The 21,206-nt window shown below is 58.3% G+C and carries 18 protein-coding genes; 4 read left to right on the top strand and 14 right to left on the bottom strand.

Annotated features, from left to right (window positions below; all coding sequences use genetic code 11):
- Positions 1–32: 32 nt before the first annotated feature.
- Positions 33–1,148 carry a helix-turn-helix domain-containing protein gene (locus tag AC0L27_RS27885; RefSeq protein ID WP_354058626.1) on the bottom strand — a complete coding sequence of 372 codons (1,116 nt, stop codon included), beginning with the start codon at positions 1,146–1,148 and terminating at the stop codon, positions 33–35.
- 524 nt (positions 1,149–1,672) lie between these two features.
- On the opposite strand from AC0L27_RS27885, the gene AC0L27_RS27890 reads away from it, so the two are divergent.
- Together AC0L27_RS27890 and AC0L27_RS27895 are read left to right on the top strand one after the other, a co-directional pair.
- Positions 1,673–1,936 (top strand): hypothetical protein, encoded by a 264-nt coding sequence (locus tag AC0L27_RS27890; RefSeq protein ID WP_354058624.1) that lies wholly within the window; start codon positions 1,673–1,675, stop codon positions 1,934–1,936.
- A gap of 433 nt (positions 1,937–2,369) precedes the next feature.
- Positions 2,370–3,389 carry a helix-turn-helix domain-containing protein gene (locus AC0L27_RS27895; RefSeq protein ID WP_354058622.1) on the top strand — a complete coding sequence of 340 codons (1,020 nt, stop codon included), beginning with the start codon at positions 2,370–2,372 and terminating at the stop codon, positions 3,387–3,389.
- Positions 3,390–3,472: 83 nt separating this feature from the next.
- Here the strand turns inward: AC0L27_RS27895 and urtA are convergent, their stop codons facing one another.
- Positions 3,473–4,714 carry an urea ABC transporter substrate-binding protein gene (urtA, locus tag AC0L27_RS27900; RefSeq protein WP_354059639.1) on the bottom strand — a complete coding sequence of 414 codons (1,242 nt, stop codon included), beginning with the start codon at positions 4,712–4,714 and terminating at the stop codon, positions 3,473–3,475.
- A gap of 35 nt (positions 4,715–4,749) precedes the next feature.
- Positions 4,750–6,648, bottom strand: coding sequence for an adenylate/guanylate cyclase domain-containing protein (locus AC0L27_RS27905; protein WP_354058619.1), 1,899 nt, complete (start codon positions 6,646–6,648; stop codon positions 4,750–4,752).
- Between the two features lie 373 nt (positions 6,649–7,021).
- On the opposite strand from AC0L27_RS27905, the gene AC0L27_RS27910 reads away from it, so the two are divergent.
- Positions 7,022–7,393, top strand: coding sequence for a hypothetical protein (locus tag AC0L27_RS27910; RefSeq protein WP_354058617.1), 372 nt, complete (start codon positions 7,022–7,024; stop codon positions 7,391–7,393).
- Positions 7,394–7,658: 265 nt separating this feature from the next.
- On the opposite strand, the gene AC0L27_RS27915 is transcribed toward AC0L27_RS27910, so the two are convergent.
- The 11 genes from AC0L27_RS27915 to AC0L27_RS27965 form a co-directional block, all read right to left on the bottom strand.
- On the bottom strand, positions 7,659–8,549 hold the full coding sequence (locus AC0L27_RS27915) for a hypothetical protein (protein WP_473321008.1): 891 nt from the start codon (positions 8,547–8,549) through the stop codon (positions 7,659–7,661).
- A gap of 313 nt (positions 8,550–8,862) precedes the next feature.
- On the bottom strand, positions 8,863–9,252 hold the full coding sequence (locus tag AC0L27_RS27920) for a response regulator transcription factor (RefSeq protein WP_354058613.1): 390 nt from the start codon (positions 9,250–9,252) through the stop codon (positions 8,863–8,865).
- Positions 9,253–9,328: 76 nt separating this feature from the next.
- On the bottom strand, positions 9,329–9,940 hold the full coding sequence (locus tag AC0L27_RS27925; protein WP_354058611.1) for a response regulator transcription factor: 612 nt from the start codon (positions 9,938–9,940) through the stop codon (positions 9,329–9,331).
- Positions 9,941–12,214: a sensor histidine kinase gene (locus tag AC0L27_RS27930; RefSeq protein ID WP_473320960.1), complete on the bottom strand. Its 2,274-nt coding sequence runs from the start codon at positions 12,212–12,214 to the stop codon at positions 9,941–9,943.
- Between the two features lie 201 nt (positions 12,215–12,415).
- On the bottom strand, positions 12,416–13,231 hold the full coding sequence (locus tag AC0L27_RS27935; RefSeq protein WP_354129726.1) for a transporter: 816 nt from the start codon (positions 13,229–13,231) through the stop codon (positions 12,416–12,418).
- 186 nt (positions 13,232–13,417) lie between these two features.
- A complete protein-coding gene (locus AC0L27_RS27940; RefSeq protein ID WP_473320962.1) occupies positions 13,418–14,467 on the bottom strand; it encodes a DUF1254 domain-containing protein in 1,050 nt (349 codons plus the stop codon).
- Positions 14,468–14,615: 148 nt separating this feature from the next.
- Positions 14,616–15,731 (bottom strand): HlyD family secretion protein, encoded by a 1,116-nt coding sequence (locus AC0L27_RS27945; RefSeq protein ID WP_354058603.1) that lies wholly within the window; start codon positions 15,729–15,731, stop codon positions 14,616–14,618.
- Positions 15,732–15,734: 3 nt separating this feature from the next.
- Positions 15,735–16,043 carry a DUF3302 domain-containing protein gene (locus AC0L27_RS27950; RefSeq protein WP_354058601.1) on the bottom strand — a complete coding sequence of 103 codons (309 nt, stop codon included), beginning with the start codon at positions 16,041–16,043 and terminating at the stop codon, positions 15,735–15,737.
- 45 nt (positions 16,044–16,088) lie between these two features.
- Positions 16,089–16,598 (bottom strand): hypothetical protein, encoded by a 510-nt coding sequence (locus tag AC0L27_RS27955; RefSeq protein WP_354129725.1) that lies wholly within the window; start codon positions 16,596–16,598, stop codon positions 16,089–16,091.
- A gap of 89 nt (positions 16,599–16,687) precedes the next feature.
- Complete coding sequence (locus AC0L27_RS27960; RefSeq protein WP_473320964.1) at positions 16,688–18,664, bottom strand: alkyl/aryl-sulfatase; 1,977 nt, start codon at positions 18,662–18,664, stop codon at positions 16,688–16,690.
- 13 nt (positions 18,665–18,677) lie between these two features.
- A complete protein-coding gene (locus AC0L27_RS27965; protein WP_354058595.1) occupies positions 18,678–18,953 on the bottom strand; it encodes a hypothetical protein in 276 nt (91 codons plus the stop codon).
- 492 nt (positions 18,954–19,445) lie between these two features.
- On the opposite strand from AC0L27_RS27965, the gene AC0L27_RS27970 reads away from it, so the two are divergent.
- Entirely contained in the window at positions 19,446–21,188 is a 1,743-nt protein-coding gene (locus AC0L27_RS27970; RefSeq protein ID WP_473320968.1) for a tetratricopeptide repeat protein, read from the top strand.
- The last annotated feature ends 18 nt before the right edge of the window (positions 21,189–21,206 follow it).

The raw sequence follows: 21,206 nt of genomic DNA on the forward strand, positions 1-21,206 counted from the left end.
TTCCAAATCCATCGGTAGAGCCTTTGACGAACTTACGACACTAGCTTCAAGGGACGGCTTACCTTTTCCTGCCAAGAGTCTGGTGTTTTGCGAAGGGTTGCAATTGGTGATTCGTCAAACATCTGCCGATAAGCTACAGCGAACCGCCCCAATTCACAAAACCCGTGCGCGGTCGCCACTTGGGTAACGGTCTTTGCATCAGGAGCGGCTTGCCGCAAGGCATGGCGGACGAGATGCATTCTCCGCAACGTCAGATATCGAATGGGTCCCATCCCGAGATGCTCCTCGCATGCGGCGCGAAGCGTTCGCTCTGCCACCCCAATGGCTGCGCAAACTTCGCTCAAATGCAACGGAGTATTTGGATTCGCTTCCAAATACTCTTCGAAACGTCCGAGGATGATTCCGTGGCGCAGCAAACCTGTTCCAATGTTGGAGGCCTCACAATCAGCTAAACAGTTTATCAGCGCGTGCAGCAGATGCTGCTCAATCGCGTGAGCCACTTCCGGCTGTGTGAAGAGGTCGGGTGCGCTCTTCGCCAACCCTCCGGCTATCGCATGAAGGTTCAGGAATCGGCTCATTAATCCAGAATTCGGCCGTATGAACCGCGCGCCCTTGTGCGGATTGAATTCGGATCCGACCAATGCCCTCCAGGTCGTAGCCAGCGCCTCTGGTCTTAGGGAGACCCCCCCAAACCTATAATCCCCGGAGGTTTTGACATGTTGCACGTCATAATCGTGGACACACATTTCCCCCAGCGATAATAGTCGTCCCCGGCTGTGCACCTCGGGCTGTTCGTTTGTCAGAAAAGTATAAACCTGACGGCCTGGGCTAATCGTACCCCTGTGCACGCGTGGCAAGCACTCCGCAAAGCGCTGCATCCACAGTTCATTCAATGTAACTTGAGTCAACTCAGCCCGAAAATCCCCTTTGGTCGTCGGGAAAATCTGTATCTCCGCGGAACGTACGCTCGTCGCGTATTGAGCCGGATCGTTGAATACAAGGACTTTGCTCCAGGGCATTTCGACCCCCACAAACGCCACACGCGAAGGCTGTAGAGCAGACGATATTCGTGAATGACCGGCAGAAAGTCTATGCAAATTCGGCAGAATCGGGAATTTGGAGCAAAACGCCGCAGTCGCATAGTCCATGTGACTCAACCGTGACATAAAGCATCAAATCGGAACGGAAATGTCCAGGAAAAGCGCCATCGGAATCAACGAAATTGACCGCGAGTCTATGATGCACCAGCAAGAGCAATGCTTTAGCGCTGAGCCGTGCGACGAATTGGCGCAAGCTCTCCTTCAGGAAGCTGCAGGCATGCCATGCGGACATCGGAATGAGCGCCTGAAAGCTTACGGGACCCTTGGCCAGATGAAGCGAATGTTCCTCCGCGGCCCAAACTAGCTTACTCAGCATGTAAAGCGGCATAGCACCCGATGGATCGCATCGCTTCTTCCGTTCTCAAACAGCGCCTGACTTCTTGTTTCTATCCACCGGCTTAGATGTTTGCAGGGTTGTCCCGGTTTTGCAGGAGCGGCAGATGCTTGCTAACGCTCTTCCGACGTCGTCCATTTCGTGCGATCGACTATGGCGTGGGCACGCAGCGATCATAAGGCGGGTAGTAGTAATAGCCGTATCCACAGGTCACCGGCGCAGCAGCGCCATAATAACCGTGACCGTAGTAACCTGGCCTGTAGTACGCACCTGCGGCGGCACCGAGTGCAGCGGCACCGACTGCAGCAGCGCCGATGCCTACGGCGGGGCGGTAAATACCTCCTCGGTAAACGCCGCCTCGGTAGACGCCACCCCGGTAGACGCCGCCCCGGACCCCAACGGCGCGCACGCCGCCTGCGCGAAATCCGCCTGCGTGAAAACCACCAGCTCGAAAACCGCCGGCGTGAAAACCACCACCGCGAAATGCCGATGCTTCGCCTGAAACGGCCAACAAAACGCCTGTGCCGACAATGGCAGATGCGGCGAGTGCTCCAACGGTTCGAGCCGACATTTTGCTCCTCCTCACGCTGATGAGATCCGGCCGCGGGCGCCTAAATCGGCCCTCCTCGAGCCAACCGTACACCGTGACTGAACGGCGCCTATGCAGAAACGGCGCTATATGATTTCGACGCGAAGGGCTTCTGACTGGACTGGAGCGACGCCCTAAGCCGGCGCCGCCGACTTTCTCTGCCGTTTTTGCATAGTCAACGTCTTTCGCCAGCCTTTAACGTGTCCGCACGTTTTGCGTGTATGCAAAGATACCTTGCCGAACTCTCGCAGAAGGCGAAGTGCCCTCTCGGCGACAAGTAAGTTTTCGGATGCGGCATCAAATACTTCGCAGGGAGCACAAATTAGATCTCCGGACGTATTTAGCAATGGAAAGTGTTGAGCAGCCTATGGCCTGGAGTCGTGTTTTCAATTTTGACGATCCATTCCCTTTCCAGCAGTCTATCCGAGGGTCGGACAACAAGCTGCTGCTAACAAGAAAGGGGGACTTCCGCGCCGAACTGACCCAGGTGACATTCAATCGGCTAATGATGCAGCGCTTCGACGTTACGCTGCCGCAAGTCTACACGAGCCAGATCACCTCTGGTCGAAGGGTTATTGCCTTTCTTACCGGCGAGCAGCCGACGTTTCTCCATCGCGGCAGAGATCTTTCGCTCAACGAAATCGTCGTCTGCAATTACGACGTAGTGCATCACAGAACCGAAGGGGACTGCCGCTTTGGAGCGATGTCACTGGCCCCTGGCGATTTCGATGCCGCGTGCAGGGCTATCGCGGGTGATGAGTTTTCTGGAGTGGAGTTGGAATATTTGGTCCGGCCAAGTTCGGTTCTTATGCGGCAATTGCAACAACAGCACGAATTAATTGGTAAGATAGCCATCGCGACACCAAACCTTCTCGAACTCCCAGAGGTGGCCCGGGCCTTAGAGCACAACATAACGTACACTATGATCAAGTGCCTCACTGAGGGCTTAACGTCGAAAGTAGAAGGCGCCAACCATCGCCACGGGCGGATAGTTGCACGGTTCGAGGAATTCCTCGAAGCAAATCCCGTGCAGCCGTTGTATTTAGCTGATATCTGCACCGCGATCGGCGTGGCCGAGCGAACACTTCGAGTGGCCTGCGAAGAACATCTGGGGATGGGACCCATCCGCTATTTGACTCTGCGAAGATTGCATCTGGTTCGTCGCGCGCTGCTCAGGGCTGATCCTTCATGCTCGACAGTCACAAAGATTGCCACCGACCATGGCTTCTGGGAACTGGGGCGATTTGCGGCGGCTTACCGAACGATGTTCGGAGAACCGCCCTCGATCACGTTGCGCCGGTTCGCCGACGACAACTATGTCTTTGATCGTCCGACCTCTCCCGCAACCGTGTCGTTTAGCGACTGACGTCAGTTTAAGGAGTGCGCTGCTCCGCGGCGATAGCGGATAAGCTCATTCGATTCCGACGATTAAGCGCGAACAAGACCTTTTCACCAGTCTTTGAATGTGGGCTCGGCGCACCCCCCGCAAACCCAAGGAAAACTCCAGTCGGCTGTCAGTCTCGCGCTTGCGGGAATGTATCGGCTCCAAACCGACGGTTTGATTGGTGAGATCGATCGCCAAACTACGTCGAACGTTCCTGCGGAATTTATCTTACCAACCATGGCAGGCTTGGACAGATGGTGATTGGTGTTCATCACAACCTCAAAGCCGCTCGGCGCCTTCACTCGCTGACCGTACATCGCTTGACGGACGGCGTTCACATCAACAGTGCCGGCTTGGCTGACCGCCTGGGCCCACATTCGAAAACCGACGAAAGTGGCTTCCATCGGGTCATTTGTCATGCCGTCACGCTGCCCGTTGAAGTCGGTCCACATTTTGACAAAAGCGTCGTTTTCTGACGACTTAACGGACTGAAAATAATTCCATGCCGCCATTTGACCAGCCAGCCTGTCAACGCCAATCTGCTGCAGTTCGCGGTCTCCGATCGAGAGCGCCATAACAGGGAGGGTTTTAGCGCTGACCTGTTGAGCGATCAGCTCACGGTAAAAATAGGTGTTGGCGTCTCCATTAATGGTCGAGATGACAGCCGTCCGTTTCCCTTCCGAACCGAACGCCTTGATCCTTCCGACAATCTCGCGCCACTCTGATTGCCCAAAGGGCGTGTAGATCGTCGTGATATCCTCCGGAGCTACGCCTTCGCTGTACAGATAGGCGGTTAGGATCTTGTTGGTGGTGTGCGGATAGACATAGTCGGTGCCGAGCAATACCCACCTGCGAACTTGGCCGCCCTCCTTGCTCATTAGATATCGAACGGCCGGAATTGCCTGCTGGCTCGGCGCGGCGCCACTGTAGAAGATGTTACGCGAACTCTCCTCGCCCTCATACTGAACGGGATAGAAGAGCAGGCCATTCAACTGTTCGAAAACGGGGGTTGCCGCTTTTCGGGACACGGAGGTCCAGCAGCCGAATACGACTGCAACCTTCTCCACCGTGAGCAACTCGCGAGCTTTCTCGGCGAAAGCTTCCCAATTGGAAGCAGGGTCCACGACTACCGGCTCCAATCTTTTCCCCAGCAAGCCACCCTTTTTGTTCTGGTCCGCAATCATCATGAGAGCCGTGTCCTTGAGAACGGACTCGCTGATCGCCATGGTTCCGGACAACGAATGCAGAATGCCCACCTTGATGGTCTCTTCGGAAGCATGACCCAACGGACCAGAAAGAGCGAGCATCGCCCACAGCAAGCCGCGCCAAGTCGAAGCGAATTTCATGCGGCCCCTCCGTCGAGCCCGTAGATGCGCGTCTCAATGGACATCCCCTTCGCCATGACCGCATCGAAGGCCCTGAATTTAAATTGATCGCGAACGCGCGAGTAGACGGCTTCGCTCACTAGGATTGTCGTACCGACCTGCTTGTTCAGTCCTTCGAGCCGAGCAGCAAGGTTCACCGTGTTGCCAAGAGCTGTGTAGTTCATTCGCTCAGTTGATCCGACATTTCCAACGACGGCCTCTCCAACATGAATACCGAACCGCGTGATGAAGGGCTTCCACCCTTCCGCCGCGAACTCAGCGTTGAGCCGTTCACCGGCGGCTCTGGCTGCCAGTGCCGCACGGCAGGCACGCGCGACATGATCTGCTTGTGGCGCGGGCGCATTCCAGAATACCATCACCGCGTCACCGATAAACTTGTCGATTGTGCCGCCTTCCGCGAGGAAGGCTTGGCTTAGGGCCGAGAAGTAGCGCGAGGTCTGTTGCATCAACAAGTCGGGGTCGACCGATTCCGCGATCGTCGTGAAGCCCTGAACATCCGTAAAGATCAACGTGATCTCCTGTTTGATCCCTCCGAGCCTAGTGGAGATGGAGTTGTCCAGCACGCCGCGCACGATCTCTTTTGGAACGAAATGCGCAAACGACCATATCGCACGCTGCGCCAAATTCACGGTACTGCCTAGATCGTGTATCTCTGCAATGTAGGATGTTACTGGCACTGGATCAGGCTGAGCCAGATTCTGAAGTTTTCCGGCCTGCGCAGCAATAGCGTTTAAGGAACGCGCCATGCGATTGCCGAAAATCCAGACCATCGGGATGAAGGCCGCGCCAACGACCATCGCCAAGATCAAGCCCGTGAACTGTACTTTCCTGACATTCTGGACAAAATCATCCTGCGCCGCCACCAGCAATATGCTGGCGCTGTAGCCATCGCTCAAGGTGAAACTCGTCAATCTAAAAAGATAACCGTGGCCCCGGTTATCTTCGACCGAACCTTCGTCCACGCCAAGATTGCGTGACATCCGCAGCACAGAGGCAATGAGTCCATCTTTGATTTCGCCGATGTTGGGTAGCTGCGATCGCGCGGGATCGATCATCGCATTTTCGAGTAACTCCACAAAGTCAGGATGGGCGATCAGGGAGCCAGCTTGGTCGAAGATCGTTGCGGTGCCGTTTGGTCCTGGCCGCTGAGCCTGGACGAAAGCGCTGAAGCTATCGAGCTTAAGGTCGGCCGCGAGCACGCCGGTCACCTTGCCCTGCAAGGGCGCAGCCACGGTAATTACTGGTGCGCCAAGATTGAAGGAAAGATACGGCTCGGTGACAAAGGTCCGGCCCGTTTTCATGGTCTGGGTGTACCAAGGCCGCGTCCGAGCATCGTAGCCGTATTTCCAGAAATCGATTTCGTCGACGTCGCTGCCCTGCCGATCTTGGAACACCCGGCGCATCGGCAGCTCGCCCGCCGCCGTGGGCCGTACGAGATTAATCACGATGTCAGCATTGGCCGGCGCTCGCAGCTTTGCGCGCTGGTCCTCAGTGAGGTCGCTGGTGCGCCGCACTTGTAACCAGGCGCCATTCGCAAAGCCGACGTAGATACTGTCCATCTGCGGCATTTCGTGCAGAGCGGCCTTGAACAGGGGGATCGCCCTGCCCGTTTCAGATCGGTCATCCGAATCCGCTACGCTCGAACTAGTAGCAAGCACGTTCACAATTGAAGAGATGGAGCTCAACTCACTATGCAAGCGGCCCAAAGACTTGGCGCTTGCTGCGTCCATATAGGCTAAAGCCGCTTCGTGCGTTGCCAAGCGCAGAGATCGAGCCTGAATTGCGATCAATAAACCTGCAAGCGCAACCACAAAGGTAGCCACAGCAAGCGTTATCGACGTCCGGAACGTGAACATGCAGGCGCACCGCTACTTTGAGACTAGACTAGGGGAGCTTGCCTCTCGCCACTATGCTAGTTCGGCAACAACGTTGGCTTGATCTAAACACTTTCGGCTTTGCAGTTCCGCGCGCCCCGGGCGTCTGTTCGACCTAAGGCGACGGCCGTGATCGCCGACGAGACGAGTGCACGAGCAGGATAAGAGGTGCGCTCTTATGTGATTGTCCCCCACTGGTGTCGTTCCCCCGGCATGCGGAGAGAACTAGTGCCCCACAAAGCAGACCCGATTTCTGCAGCGCAGATTGGCCGAAGTAGCATAGTCAGGCCCGCACCTGTTGATACCCTCTTCACGTGGCGATTTCGGGCCACGTTGCAATCACTAGGAGCAAGCGATGATGACTCTAAGGGTTCTGGGCGCGACCGTGATTGTGGCATCAGCCCTGTCCGGCTCTGCTGCATCGGCACAATCGGCCCTCTCTAATCCAGACATGTGCCAAGCTGAATTCGCAAGCTGCACGGGACTCGGGACCGGGGCGACCCCTACCACCGGCTATCGATACCGGCAATCAACGCGGCGCGCCAATAGCCAGCCCGTCGCTGCGGCAGCAGGTGCTACGGTCGGCGGATGGGGCAACTCTTACGCCAACGCCGGCGAGATGGGCTGGCACGGCAACTGGAACACCTATGCCACTCGCAATGGCATCGTTTGCCGCCCCGGCACCTATTTCAAGGGTCCTGACGGCCTTCGACATGTCTGCCAATAGGTCATCCACTGTGACCAGAAGCAGGCGGTCCCTCAGGACCGCCTACTCCCTGCCCTGTAGTCGCGTTCGTCCTGAACAAGGAAATCGCACAATTGCAACCGCTTTTGTAGCGGCTGACGACCGCGTCCGAAGTTGCGAGGTGAGGACGCGAGGACGTCTCTGGGTAAGCAGACGCACTGGTTGCAATAGTTAAGCGGCTCAATTGACCTCAGGCCGCCGGTATCCGCCGCGCGGTGTTGTCAACAAGATAGCGCCGCCCGGCGTCTCAATTTCTGACGAAGTATAGCGGCGTTCTAATCGTCAACTGATAGGCCGGCTTTGGTGTCCATGCAATCTGGGCTGTGATGCCAAACAGGCGATTATCGTTATCGTCCATCCGGTCGAGGTCGAACCGTACAATTGGCTGAGTAAAGGATGGCACTGTCGCCAGGTTCAGCAGTTGCGCTCCGCCGAATGATTGAACGCCCGCGCGGCCCGTGAATTTCCAGTTGTTGGGCCACTGATAGTAGCCGCCGAGATAGCCAATGGTATTCGGGTTGATTGTTGCGGAAGAAGAGTCAACATTGATCCTCGTGTATTGGACGCCGGTCAGAAAGCCTTTGGTCTCGTCTTCGTTCAGCGCATAGTCGAACTCCACAATGTTGTTGAAGGACGTCGTCGCAAGCGCAGAATCCGGCACCGATCTCGTGATGGTGGTCTGCAGTGTAATCGTTGGTATGGATCCGCCATTCTGCTGATAAAGGTCAGCCTGGAAGCCCACGTTCCAGCTCGAGATCGCAAGGGACGACCAGTCAGACGTCCCACTTTGCAAAGCGCTCGCCGTGAACCCGCCATACAACGAAACGGCGTCGCTAACATCGACCGTCAGCGGAACGTCAAGTGCAACGCTTTGGGTTGAAGGCGACGATGGTGCCGGAAAGCTCGAAAGTCGCGGTAAACTCGACGGATCCGAGAGTGCTCGAAGCGCCGCGATGGCCGTTGACAGCGAAGGACTGCTGAAGCCGACCGAAAGTGTATTGGCGGGCACCGAGGCGTAGTTCGTTCTCAGGTCAAAATAAAGATTAGGCCACGAAGTCGGTCCGGATCCACCATTGCTGTCGCTAGGATCCTGAGCCAGGGCGGGACCGGATAGACATACCAGAGCCGGCAAGAGCATCAGACAACAGTACGATCGAACCACATCGGCAAAACGTCGCTCTTGCGCCGTCCCTTTGGCGCGAGCTCGGAAAATGAACATCGTCATCCCAACCGGCCGCTTTGATCGCTACGGCAGTATGGAGCGGACGTAATAGCTTGTCCAATGTGGCTCTAATGTCTGATTCCAGCCCATCGCTGCCGTTGATGCGACCCCGCTGAATGTCGGTTGATAGGGACGGACCGGAAGCTTGCGGGGGTGGGCAAACTGGCGCTCCTGAGCCAGACGTCGGGTAGCCCGTTCTTACCTTTGTCTACCAAGGTCGCCGGCCGGTCTAGGGATGACGCTTACACCTTCGTGTCGTCGCAGTTTCGATGGCGACCAGCAGGGATCCAGGTTGCAGCGGCTTGGTAAGGAAAGCCGCGCACCCGGCGGCTTCGCAGCGTTCGCGAGCGCTGGCCTCGTTGTGAGCCGTGATGACGATGGTCGGAATCCAGATCCCTGAGCGAGTGAGTTGGTGCTGAAGCTCAAGGCCGCTCATTTCGGGCATCTGCAGGTCGACAATCAGGCACACTGGTATTCCGAGCGGCAGGCTGGCCAGAAAGTCCCGAGCGGAGGCGTATGTCCTAGCCTTGAGCGCGCGAGCCCTTAACAAGCGCTCGAGAGCCCTCAGCACGAAGGGGTCGTCATCCACAATCGCGATGCAGCCCGAGTTGTCTCCCATAGCGACACTATCGGCGTCAAGGTTGTGGGCTGTCGAGTTGGCCCTTGGACCAACATCACTTTGGTACCACTCGGCACTAGATCCGCGCTTTTTCTGTCAACCTTACGAGGTCCGCTACCGAGCGTACCCCGAGTTTCATCATCACCCGCCCGCGGTGCACCTTGATCGTCTTCTCCGCAGTACCGAGGTCCCCCGCGATCTGCTTGTTGAGGCGGCCGGCGACTACCTCGGTCAGAACTTCGCGCTCCCGCGGTGTCAGCATCGCGAGGCGTACCTTGATCTCGTCGATCTCAGCAATAGCGACACGGGTCGTCGCATCCTGTTTTTCGGCTCGTGCGATCGCAGTCAACAATTCTGTTTCCTTAACCGGCTTGGTCAGGAAGTCGATCGCACCCGCACGCATCGCGCGGACGCTGGTCGGTATGTCGCCCTTGCCAGTTAGGAAGATGATTGGCCTTTGCGAACCTGCTGCAGTCAAGGTCTGCTGCAACTCTAGCCCACTTAACCCCGGCATCGACACATCAAGGATCGCACAGCCGGGTACCGACCCATCGTGTTCGGCCAGAAACATCGGCGCAGACGTGAATGCCTTAAGGCTGAAGTTTCGCGCCCGTAACAGCCGCGACAACGCATTCAGCACCCTCGTGTCATCATCAACAAGAAAAATCGTGAACGCCGGATATTTCATTCAAGCCTCCGCAAGGACTTCTTGCGTTGGGAGCAATATGGTGGCGACGACGCCACCAGTACTGTCATTGGCCACGACAATCTTTCCTCCATGCGCTTCAATGATGCTGGAGCAGATCGTCAATCCAAGTCCAAGGCCATGGTTTTTTGTGGTGAAGAACGGCTCGAACAATCGGCCTGCCTGGGCAACCTCAATCCCTGGCCCCCGATCTCTGACAAAAACCTCAATGCATCCCTGCGTTGCCCGGCTGGATACCGTGATCATCCGCGTCCCCTCGGTTGAAGCCATCGCGTCCATTGCGTTCACGAGAAGGTTTAAGAGAACCTGCTGCAATTGGATGGCATCGCCTAAGAGATGAGGCAAAGCGGCCGCAAGATCCATGTTGACCACAATGCGGCGATCGATCATTTCGCTCCGAAGCAACGCGACCGTCTGATCGATCAATGCGTTCATACTGACAGATTCCAGTTCCGCCTGGCCCTTTTTCAGCAGGTTTCGCAGCCGATGAATGACTTCGCCCGCCCGGTTGACATCTTGCACAATATCCTGCAGCGCGTCTCCAACCTCCGCGACGTTGGGGGGATCGTCAGCCAGCAGATAGAGCGCCGCCTGCGCGTTCGATAAGATCGCCGTGAGTGGCTGGTTGACTTCGTGCGCGATCGCGCCGGAGAGCTCACCCAGAACGGAAACCCTCATCAAGTGCGTGACTTCCTGTCGTTGCAACTCCGCTTCGGCCTCGACGGCCTTCTGTTCGGTGACATCAACGAAGATTCCGCTAAATCGGTTCGGAGCTCCATGATCGTCTGGGCGCACACGCGTCCGGATGCTGATCCACCGGACCCGCCCTTCTGATATAACACGAACTCGCGTTACGGCAGGTTCCCCGGGATTCCTAATTTGGCGGATCGCGGCGAGTGCGACATCGCGGTCGTTAGGGTGTACGACCTCCAAAAACGCATCGCGAGTAAGCGGCAGGTCACCCACGAGTCCGAACATTGCTCGGCAATGCTCAGTCGTCCACATTTCGTTGGTACTTCCATCAAACTGCCATAGGCCCACATTTACCGAAGCCGCGGTGAAGCTCATTCGCTCCTCGCTTTCCTTGAGCGAGATTTCAGCTTGATGGCGCCGGCGTCGTTGGAACAGCAATGCGACGACGAAGGATGCCTGCAATCCGACAATCAAGATCGTGCTCAGTACGAGGTAGCGATGCTCACTCCAGAGAGTCGGCTCCTTGAAGAGCACAATGCTGCCGAGCGGAAGGTCACTTTCTTTGAGGCCCCACTTCTTCATAGCCCGCGCGTCAGTACGGAAGGCGGGCTTGGGATTGGATTTTGGAGGTACCTTTGTCACCTCGGTACCCGAAAGTATATCAAGCGCCATGTCAGCGGCAGTTATGCCCAGAGATTCGAATGTGTCTGTGTACCCTCCAACGATCCCGGCGCCGATATAGGTATCGAAGATCCCGTAGACCGGAGCGGCGGAAGCTTTCGCCACAGCGGCGGCCACGTCTCTTGGGATGAGGCGTTTGCCTTCGCGATCTGCAAAAAAGGTAAGAATCATGACAATGCTGTCTCTTGGCAGCTGCGAAACATCGCGGAGCAATTCCGCGTATGTGAGGTTGGACCAGTAGAGCACCTCAGGCCCGGCATTTTGGCTTTCGATCGCCGTGCGTGCGATTTCACGCCAGCGGAGATCAACGGCATCGGTCCCGCTAATCACCACTAAGCGACGTGCCTGGGGCTGAAGCCTTTCTGCAAGCTCAAGTGTCTTTCCGGGGTAGGAGTTATTGATCACGCCGGTGATGTCCGGCGGCAGCTGCAGCGCTTCGTAAGTCGACCGGGTGACATCCGAGAATACGACGGGAACCGCCGGGCCGACCACGTCGCGATACTTCAGGATGAAAGGTATCGCCGAGACGCCGATTACGAACAGAAGGTCAAAATGTACGCCGTCGTATTTTTCGCGAAGGAAATTGGCCATTCGTGAGGCGTGGGCCTCATCCGGACGTCGGGCCAAATCCAAATATTCGGCGTCGATTTCGATCCGCTCGGCAGAACGTTCCAGAAAGCGCTTCCGGACCGCATCCGAAACCATTGCAGTAGCCGGGAACGTATAATTGTATGAGTGAAGAACTAAGACCCGCCGCGATGCATCTTCAGCCTGAGATTGCGCGATGAGAATCCAAGGCGCGAAAAAAATCAGCAAAAATACGCCGCGCCAAAAGCGCGCGTACCTAGCAGCCGGCCAATCACCCCGATCGCAGGCTTTCACGGAGTTCGTCCATTCGAAACTTGGGCGAGAATAGAGCATTCCTTCGGGAACTGATGTGACAATCCTGAATTCTATTGCTTTTAATGCAATTTTCGGTCCGGTGGTCTGTTTTGTGAGGCACTCTTGGGTGGCGCTTGTTAGCGAATATACATCAAAATCGCTGCAGCTTCCAACGAGGGAATGTAGCCTCTAACTGAACGACTACCACGTTACGTTCAGCCGAAACTGTCCTTTGAAATTGTAGACCGGATAGTTCTTGATGATCGGAACGCCGACCTCGAAGGAGGTTGCGACATTGTCGGACAGCTTTTTGCCGACGCGGACATCCAGCGGCAAAAACAGACGGCCAGTCTGCCCGGTGATCGAATCCCCGAAATTGAAGCGGATGTCCTGGCTCGGGTAGAAGGTGACGGACCATCGGTCGGGAAGACCAAGGTTTAACGCTGGACCGAATTGCAGGTTGCTAATGTTCCTTCTGGTCGGATCGCCGGCGACGCTGACGTCGTATCGAAAGATTGGTTCGAAGTAGCTCGACGAACTGATTTCCGGCAACGCGACCCGAAAACCCACGATCGGCATCACGCGCCACTTTCCGGAGCCGAGAGGGTCTTCGCCTGTCGGAACGAACATTCGAGCTCCGAACCCGACCGCCCAGCGCTTGTCCAGATCGTGGATGACGGCCGCCTGAATGTCGGCGTCTCCGATGCCGTACAGATAGTTGCCGGTCGGGTTGCTTGAGTTGATCCTATTCCTGGCGAGCAGCGGCAGATCCGCTCGTGTGACCACGCTCCAGGTGGGCGTCAGATAGAACGCATGGTCGTAGCGGAAGTTGAGCGTCTGCGTCGTCACGTCGCGAGTGCTTCCCGGCGCCATGCGGTATTCGTACTCGAGTTGGAACAGGTTCTCGGGCGGGCGGAAGAAGTCCAGACCGGAGGTGTCCGCGATCGGTGGCGATGACTGCGCGACGGCCCCGACGGGCCACAGCAGGAGCGCAATAGTGGCGGCGCCAGATGCCATGTGTTTTCGACGGCAGAGGTCCGCGGTCGTTCCGTAGCCGGCTCGTTCCGACTTGCCACTCGAGAGCTTCGGTTCGCATTCGCTACCCATCAACTCGCTCACGCGTTTGTCCCTCCGCCTCCGCTGCAGCGACCGCCCGGCTCCCGCCATTCCGGATGATCGCTGGCGTGACTGGGCTCTATAATCCTATCCGCCGAACTCGAGCTTCGGGGTCTTATACTTGCCGTCCACCACTGACTCGCCGGGCATGTAGACGCGAAAGGCGGTCCAGAACGGCGCGGTCGGAATGATCAACTCGTTTGCGTGCTTTCCCTTGCCGAATTCGTTTTCGGGAACGAAGTAGATGTCGAAGGTCTTGCCGTCGGAATTGAGCTTGAGTTCGGTGTTGCCGATGGTCGAGCCCTTGTCGGTCTTGAGATACTGGTCGTCTCCGTAGACGGTGACCGAGTAGAAGCCGAGCTTGGGATCGACTTGATCGGGCAGGTTGTAGGTGGCCTTGTAAGCCTTGCCCATCTGAACGTCGTGCTTGTCCGTCAGGTAGACGGCGTCCTTGTCGGGCAGCAGACCTGTGGCGATAGCGACACCCCGGTTCTTTGCCTCCACCGACACGGGATGATCGAGAGTGCCCATCGTCCCCTTCACGCCCTCGCTCTGGGCTTCGGCGACATACGTCTCGCGGACCTTCTGGAAGGACTTCATGTCCCAATTCGTGACCTTGAAGGCCTTCGGCTTGTACCCATTCAGATATTCAATTTTCAGCCGATCCTGGTACTGGTTGACCTTCTTGACGTCTTCCGGATCCTTGTCGTTGATCTGCATACGCACGTTGGCATAGAAGAAGTCGGTGGATTTGTCGGCGGGTACCACGTAGCGGCCGGGGCCGTAGAAGACCTTGTAGGTCACGTGGTCGTGGTTCATGACGTGCAGCGACATATAACGGCCGTCTTTCTCCGGCAACGTGATGGCCACGTCGCCTCCGCCATCGAGCACGGCGAATGAGTAGACCGTATCGCGGTTCATCAGCGGTGCCGGCTGCTCCGACAGCGCCATCGTCTTCCGATGATGGTGCCAGGCGTTCGTGGCGCCTTGCTCGACCTCCTTTTGCATGGCGAGATCGGTCATGGCACGTGCGAAGTTCTCTTTGGTCACGCCCACGGGACGGTCTTGAGCTACCGCCGCGCCCGTAAGAAGCGCGCACCACAGGCTGAAGGCAGACAGATTAAGTTTCGCTCTCATGTGCTCACCTTTCTAGACAGGTTGGAGTGATAGAATCGAAACGGCGTGCCTGGAGGGCAGGAGACTAGCGTCGCGGCATTCGCACGCGACGGACGCAGTTCTGCACCCCACTTTCGGTTCGCCGAACTTGCCGCCCATCGACACGCCCTCACAAAACGTAGTTCAACCAGGATTTCATTCGCAGCAGGATGCGCCGGATCGCCGCGACCGGCGCCCAATGATCGCTATAGAGCGCGACCTGGGCGGTGGTGCCGGCGGGCAACTGATAGGAGGAAAGATCGTCGACGATGTCGATGTTGACCGATGCCAGTCCTTGGGATTTCGCCCGGTCCTCGGGGTTCAGCAAGGTGCCCGAGGCCTGCAACTGGCCTTGCGATACCGCGTCGATCAGCGCGTTGACCTTGCCGCGGAACACGCGGCCGGGAATCGCGTCGAAGGCGATCTCCGCTTCGGCGCCCGGCCGCAGGCGCTGGACGACCGTCTGCGGAAAGGAAGCCGAGAAGGTTCGGTCGTCGTTGTGGATGAAGACCATGGCGGGCGTCGATGCCGCCATCATGCCAGGACGCAGGAAGAGCTGCGTCACGTATCCGTCGGTCGGAGCGAACACCGTGGTCTGGTCGAGATCATACTGCGCGTCGCGCAGATCGGCCGATAGTCGAGCCACCGTCGTGTTGACGCCGCCGATATCGGAGGTGAAGGCGAGCCGGGCACGCTGCTCGACCGCCTGGGCTTCGGCGACGGTCTGCCTGGCGGCGTCGAGATTGCGCTGCGCGGTGTCGAGCGCCGCCTGCGCGATATCCTTGGCCTGAAAGAGCTGGTTCTGCCTGTCGTAGTTCGCCTGAGCCAGGGAAAGCTGGGCATTCGCCTTTTCGAGGCCGGCCGACGTCTGGTCGAGCGACGCCTTGAGCTGCTTGACGCCCTGCTCCGCCTCCGCCAACGCCGCCTTCTTCTGCTCGACCACGAACTGGTAGGGGGCCGGGTCGATCCTGAACAGCGGATCGCCCTTCTTCAGCGCCACGTTCGGCTTGACCGCGACCTCCACGACCCGCCCCTTGACCTGCGGGATGACGGGCGTGGTGAAGAAATAGAGCCGGGCGTCGGTGGTGAAGGGGTGGTTGTAGTTCATTCCCGCCAGCAGACCGCCGACCATCGCAACGCCTCCGATTCCGGCAGCGGTGATGGTCCACTTGTTGAGCGGGACGCGCAGGACCCTGAAAATCGCGACGCAGATCGCGGCATAGATGAGCAGGAGCAGGACCGCCATGCGTCAACTCGATTGATGAGATTGCTGCTCGAGCGCTGATATGCGCTTCTCAAGCTCCGCCGGTGCTGCGGCGGCGCCCGACAGGCCCCAGCCCCGGTCCGGTCGATAGGCCATCGCCCAGATCCACAGGAACGGCCACAGGGCGCCAAGCGTGAACAGGCTGACCCAGGTCGCTGCGCCGATGGCATCCTGATGTGGGTGATCGCGCCGTTTGGCGATTTCGTAGGGAATGCCCCAGACGGCGACAACCCCGTAGACGACCAGCAGCAACACGAGGATGAGGATGGCCAATGCGACGTAGTCCAGCGTCATGGGTGATGAATCCCTGCGTATCGCCCGCCGACGATGCTCCGATTGCTACTGGCAATAGTCCCAGAAGCCCTGTGTTCGGGACGGGTCGGTGTAGTACCAGCACATCCCTGGCGCGGGCGCCGCCCCCGCCCAGGCGGCGGCGGTCGCTGCGCTCACGAATCCGATCGCCGCGCCGGCGGCGATCGCGCCGCCTCTCGGCCAGTGGTAATAGCCGGGCCGCGCCCAGCCGCCGCGTCCTCGCGCGACCGTGGTGCTGCGAACTGCGACATTGCCCCGCGGTCCCCGGACAGCGGTTCGCCCGTGATAGGCTCCGCCGCGAGGCCCGACGGCGGCGCCGCCGCGATGGACCACCGCCCCGCCTCGAGGCCCGACCGCTGCCCGGCCGCGGTGACCTGCAGCGCGGACTTCGATGAGATTGGGCGATCCTGCGGCGTGTTGCCCGATCGCAAACTGGCTTAGTGGTGCCACCGGTACGGCGCCTGACGGCCTCGTAGTGATAAACATGACTGCGAGGATCGAAGTCGTCAGCCTGGCTATTCGTCGACCGTAGCTCATGTTGAACTCCTCGTTCGATCTCTTGCGTATGCTTTCGGCTCCATCGCCTCCGCACCGCGCAGATGCGGAGCGCGATGTTACACTGCGGGCTAGGGCGTCACGATGTTGAACCAGAACTCGAAGTCGTCGAGAGCGGCGACGACCTGATTGAGCTTCGCCCGGTCTCCGTCGATCTTGACCGTCCCCGACGAAATCGCCTCGTCGAGCTTCGTCTGCTGAAGGATGATCTTGTTTAGAGTGTCCCTCGACAGGGTCAGACTCGCATCGGCCTTGTCCGACTTCATCTTTGCCGTGTGGTTCAGAACTCCGTTCTCCAGCTCGACAAAATAGGTGCCGTCCTGGCCGAAATCGAAGTTCAGCTTCGCCTTGGCGCTGCCTGCCTTTTCGGCGTTCAGACGAACTCCGAGGTAGTCGAAGAACAGATCGGCGGACATCGCGCGCACCGTATCTGGGCTCGCGGTGTTCGGGGTCGGCAGCTTCGCGACCCCGTTGCGCAGCTCCTGAGCGCCGCTCAGATAGAAGTTGCGCCACGGCCCTGACTCGGCCTGGTAGCCGAGCTGCTCGAGCGCGTCGGCCTCCAGGTTCTTGGCGGCCTGGTTGTTCGGATCGGCGAACACGACATGGTAGACCACCTGGGAGACCCACCGGTATTCGCCTTTGTCGTAGGCATGCTTGGCCTTCTTCAATACTTCATCGGGGCCGCCCATGAATTCGACGTACTTCTTGCTTCCTTCGACCGGGGGCAATTCGTGCAGAGTCGCGGGATTGCCGTCGAACCAGCCGAGATAGAGAACGTAGGTCGCTGCGACGTCGTGGTACACGGACCCATAGTAGCCACGGTTCGCCCAGACGTTTGCGAGGCTGTCCGGCATCTTGAAGGTGTCGGCGATCTCGCGCATGGTCATGCCCTTGTTGACCATGTGCAGCGTCTGGTCGTTGATATAGCGATAGAGATCTCGCTGGCTCTTCAGGAGCCCGGTCACCTTGTCGTTGCCCCAGGTCGGCCAGTGGTGCTGGGCGAAGACGACTTCGACTTTGTCGCCCCACATGACGAGGGCCTGGTTGAGATACTTCGACCAGGGCAGCGGCTCGCGGATCTTGGCACCGCGCAGCGAATAAGTGTTGTGCAGGGTGTGGGTCGCGTCCTCGGCGCTCTCCATGGCCTTCTTCTCCTCGATGAACCACATCATCTCGGAAGGAGCTTCGGAGCCGGGCGCCATCAGGAATTCGTACGTCAAACCGTCGATTTTTACCTTTTGACCTGTCTCCTTGACGATGTCGGTCGGTGCGATCAGCGTCACGGTCCCTGCGGACGTCGTGGTGCCGAGGCCGGCGCCGACCTGCCCTTTCGGATCGGGCTTGAGCAGATTGCCGTACATGTAGCTGGCGCGCCGGCTCATGGCGTTGCCGGCCATCACGTTCTCCGCCACGGCGGCTTCCAGGAAGCCTTCCGGAGCGTAGATCTTGACCTTGCCGGCCTTGACGTCGTCTTCGGTCGTGACGCCGCGCACGCCGCCATAGTGGTCGACATGGCTGTGAGTGTAGATCACGGCCTTGACGGGCTTGTTCCCGCGCTTGGAGCGGTAGAGATCGAGCGCGACCTTCGCCGTCTCCGCCGAGACGAGCGGATCGACGATCGTGATGCCTTCGCTGCCCTCGATGATCGTCATGTTGGACAGGTCCTGATTTCGGACCTGATAGATGCCTTCCACTACCTCGAACAGGCCCGAGATGTTGATGAGCCGGGATTGCCGCCACAGGCTGGGATTGACCGTGTCGGGCGCGTTGGCGTCCTTGATGAAACCGTACTGCTGCGGATTCCAGATCGCGTTGCCTGCGCTTCCCTTGATCAGTTCGGACGGGAGCGGAGCCAGCAGACCCTTGTTGGCGGCGTCGAAGTCGGAGGTGTCGCTGAAGGGTAGTTGTTTCAGTAGAGCCGAATTGGCCTGCTTGGTCGCGTCGGTCGCGTCCTTGCGTTGGTCTTGGGTCTGCGCTGCGGCGCCTTGAAGGAAGCCAGCGGCCAAGATGCCAACGATCGATAGTTTCGCGAAAGAGTTATTTCTCATACTGCGTCTCCGGTCAGTCTTCTTGTGAATTGTCACGCTCAGGCTTGGGGTCGCTTAGATGCGATAGAATTTCCTGTTCCAACTCGAGCAGTAGGTCAGCGTAGTCTTCGACTTTTCGTTCTCCCGTGAGGTCTCCGCGTTTCGCGGCTTGTCGCCAGTGGTCTCGCGCCTTCGCGGCCTCCTCATAATCCGAGCAGATCGCTCTGAAGGAAGCGTCGCGGGCGAAACGTCGGCGGATATCCAGTTCGCGCTCCGGAAGGCGCTCCACAATGTATCGAAGTTCCTCCATGCGACTCGACCGAATCGATGAGTGATGACGCGCTGCATTCGGCGCTCAAGCGAGCATTCGATTGCGACAGCAGGACTGACGCTTCCGAAATCCATTTGGGTTTAGCTTCTTGGGTTTAGCTTCGGTTCGCGTCGTGAATTGCGCCAGCATTGAGCAGCTCTCGCTTTGCCCGCGCAAGGTTCGAACAGGTTCGAACCGGTCGAGCAGTCGAACGACCGAGCAAACGGGCCGATAAAGGGCGCTCGACCTCCAATTGTCTGAGCTGGTACTTGCTCGCAGTTCCTGGCATGCCAACGCTGCGACGAATTGCCTGATCTCACTCTAAACAAATGTGAACTGTTCGGAAGGCGGTGTTCTGTTACTGATACTACGTCGCATGCAATCAGTATGAGGCGTCTTGTGACGTCCAGTCGGTCTAGTTTCCCAAGTGGAGGCGACGCTGAGCTTCCGGAAGCCGCGTATCGCAAGCCCGAGGGGATACCTCCGGAGATTGTGCTTGCTCAGCTCAAGCAAATCTGTTCCAGCCAGCACTTCCACGTGAACGAACGACGGCGCGGATTTCTCCGTTTCATCGTCAAAGAGACGCTTTCGGGACGTGCCTTGAGTCTGAAGGGCTACACGATCGCTCTGGCTGTATTCGGTCGCGACCAGTCATTCGATCCTCAAGCAGATCCCGTCGTGCGCCTCGAAGCCAGACGGCTTCGACGTGACCTCGACAGCTACTATGTGGACGCTGGTCGAAATGACGTGGTCCGCATCTGGATTCCGAAGGGTTCGTACGTTCCGAAGTTCGAATGGCTCAACATGCCGCCGGTTGCCGGTTCGTCGGATGACTTGGCGCACGATGTTCGAACCGTTCCGGCCCAGAACGATGCGGCAGATGTCGCACCATCCGGCAAGGATGTCGCACCATCCGTAAAGTCCAGTGTCTTCCGTCGGCTGTTGATAGGCGCCGCGCTTGTGGCAGCGGTTGCTGCTGGCCTGGCCATCTGGATGTCTCCATTCGATGCGAGTCGATCTCCCTCGAGTGCGACGAGGGAGCCCGGCGTCCTGGTGATGCAGTTCGACTCTTTGAGCTCTGGCGAAAGTGCCCGCTATCTGGCCATCGGGATGGAGCAGGAACTGATCGCCAACCTTTTCCATCTTTCCGGCTTTCGGCTGTATACGTCGGCGGCATTAGCGAACCAGGAGCCGCGGCCGGCGGCACTACAGGTCGCACGCGACCGGGGTTTTGCGTATATCGTAAATGGAAGCGTCCAGGCCGATGGCGGCGAAGTGCGCGTCACGACTTCGGTCGTGAACGCGGCGAGCGGTTTGATCGTATGGACCAAATCCTACAGTCGGCCACTCGACCCGCAGGCTCTTGTGGGCATTCAGAGAAATCTCGCCGAGGAGATCGCTGAAGTCATTGGCCAACCCTATGGTGTGGTCAGGAGCGATATGAGCAACGGCTCGTCCATGCCTGCGGTTTCGAACATGGACAGCTACATGTGCGTGCTTCGCGCCTATGGCTACAGGCGCACCTTCCTCCGGGCGGACTTCGATCCGGCGATGCGATGTCTCGAACAGAGCGTTCAGCGAGACCCCGGGTACAGCGATGCCTGGGCGATGCTCGGATGGCTTCATGTCGACGCCGGCCGCTTGGGCTTCGCCGGTGATGACCGACAAAAACGGTATGAAAAGGCCCAAGAGGCCATATTTAACGCCCTCAGACTTCAGCCGAAGAACCCGCTCGCCCTGAAGGCATTGGCCGCCGCATACCACTTTACTGGCCGCTATGAAGAGAGCCAGCGCCTCACGCGCCAATTGGCCGAACTCTATCCGAATGATCCGGAGATCCTGGCTCAACTCGGCTGGCGGTTATCGGTGAGAGGCAATTTCGAGGAAGGCGTTCCCATCCTCAAGCGTGCGATAGATCGTACGTTGAACCCGCCGAACTGGTACTTTCATTTCATCGCCGTCGGCCTTTGTCTGAAGGGGGATTGGGAGCAAGCCCGCAGGATCGCGGAGCGATCCGCGCTCGGCGATTCAGGATTCAGTCAATTGGTGCTCGCGACCGCCAATGCCGAGCTTGGAGACCGGGAAGGTACGCGGCAGGCCTTGGAGAACCTGGCGCGCTACGACCCCCTGGCTCGCGACCCCGAAGGATTTCTGCGTCGCCAAGGCATTGCGGATCAGACCGTGGGCGCGCTCGTCGCAGGTTTGGGAAAGGTCCGCGCTCTGGCTTCCCGATAGCGATCCAGCCCGAAACTT

It is taken from the genome of Bradyrhizobium sp. Ken51 (genome assembly GCF_055807435.1).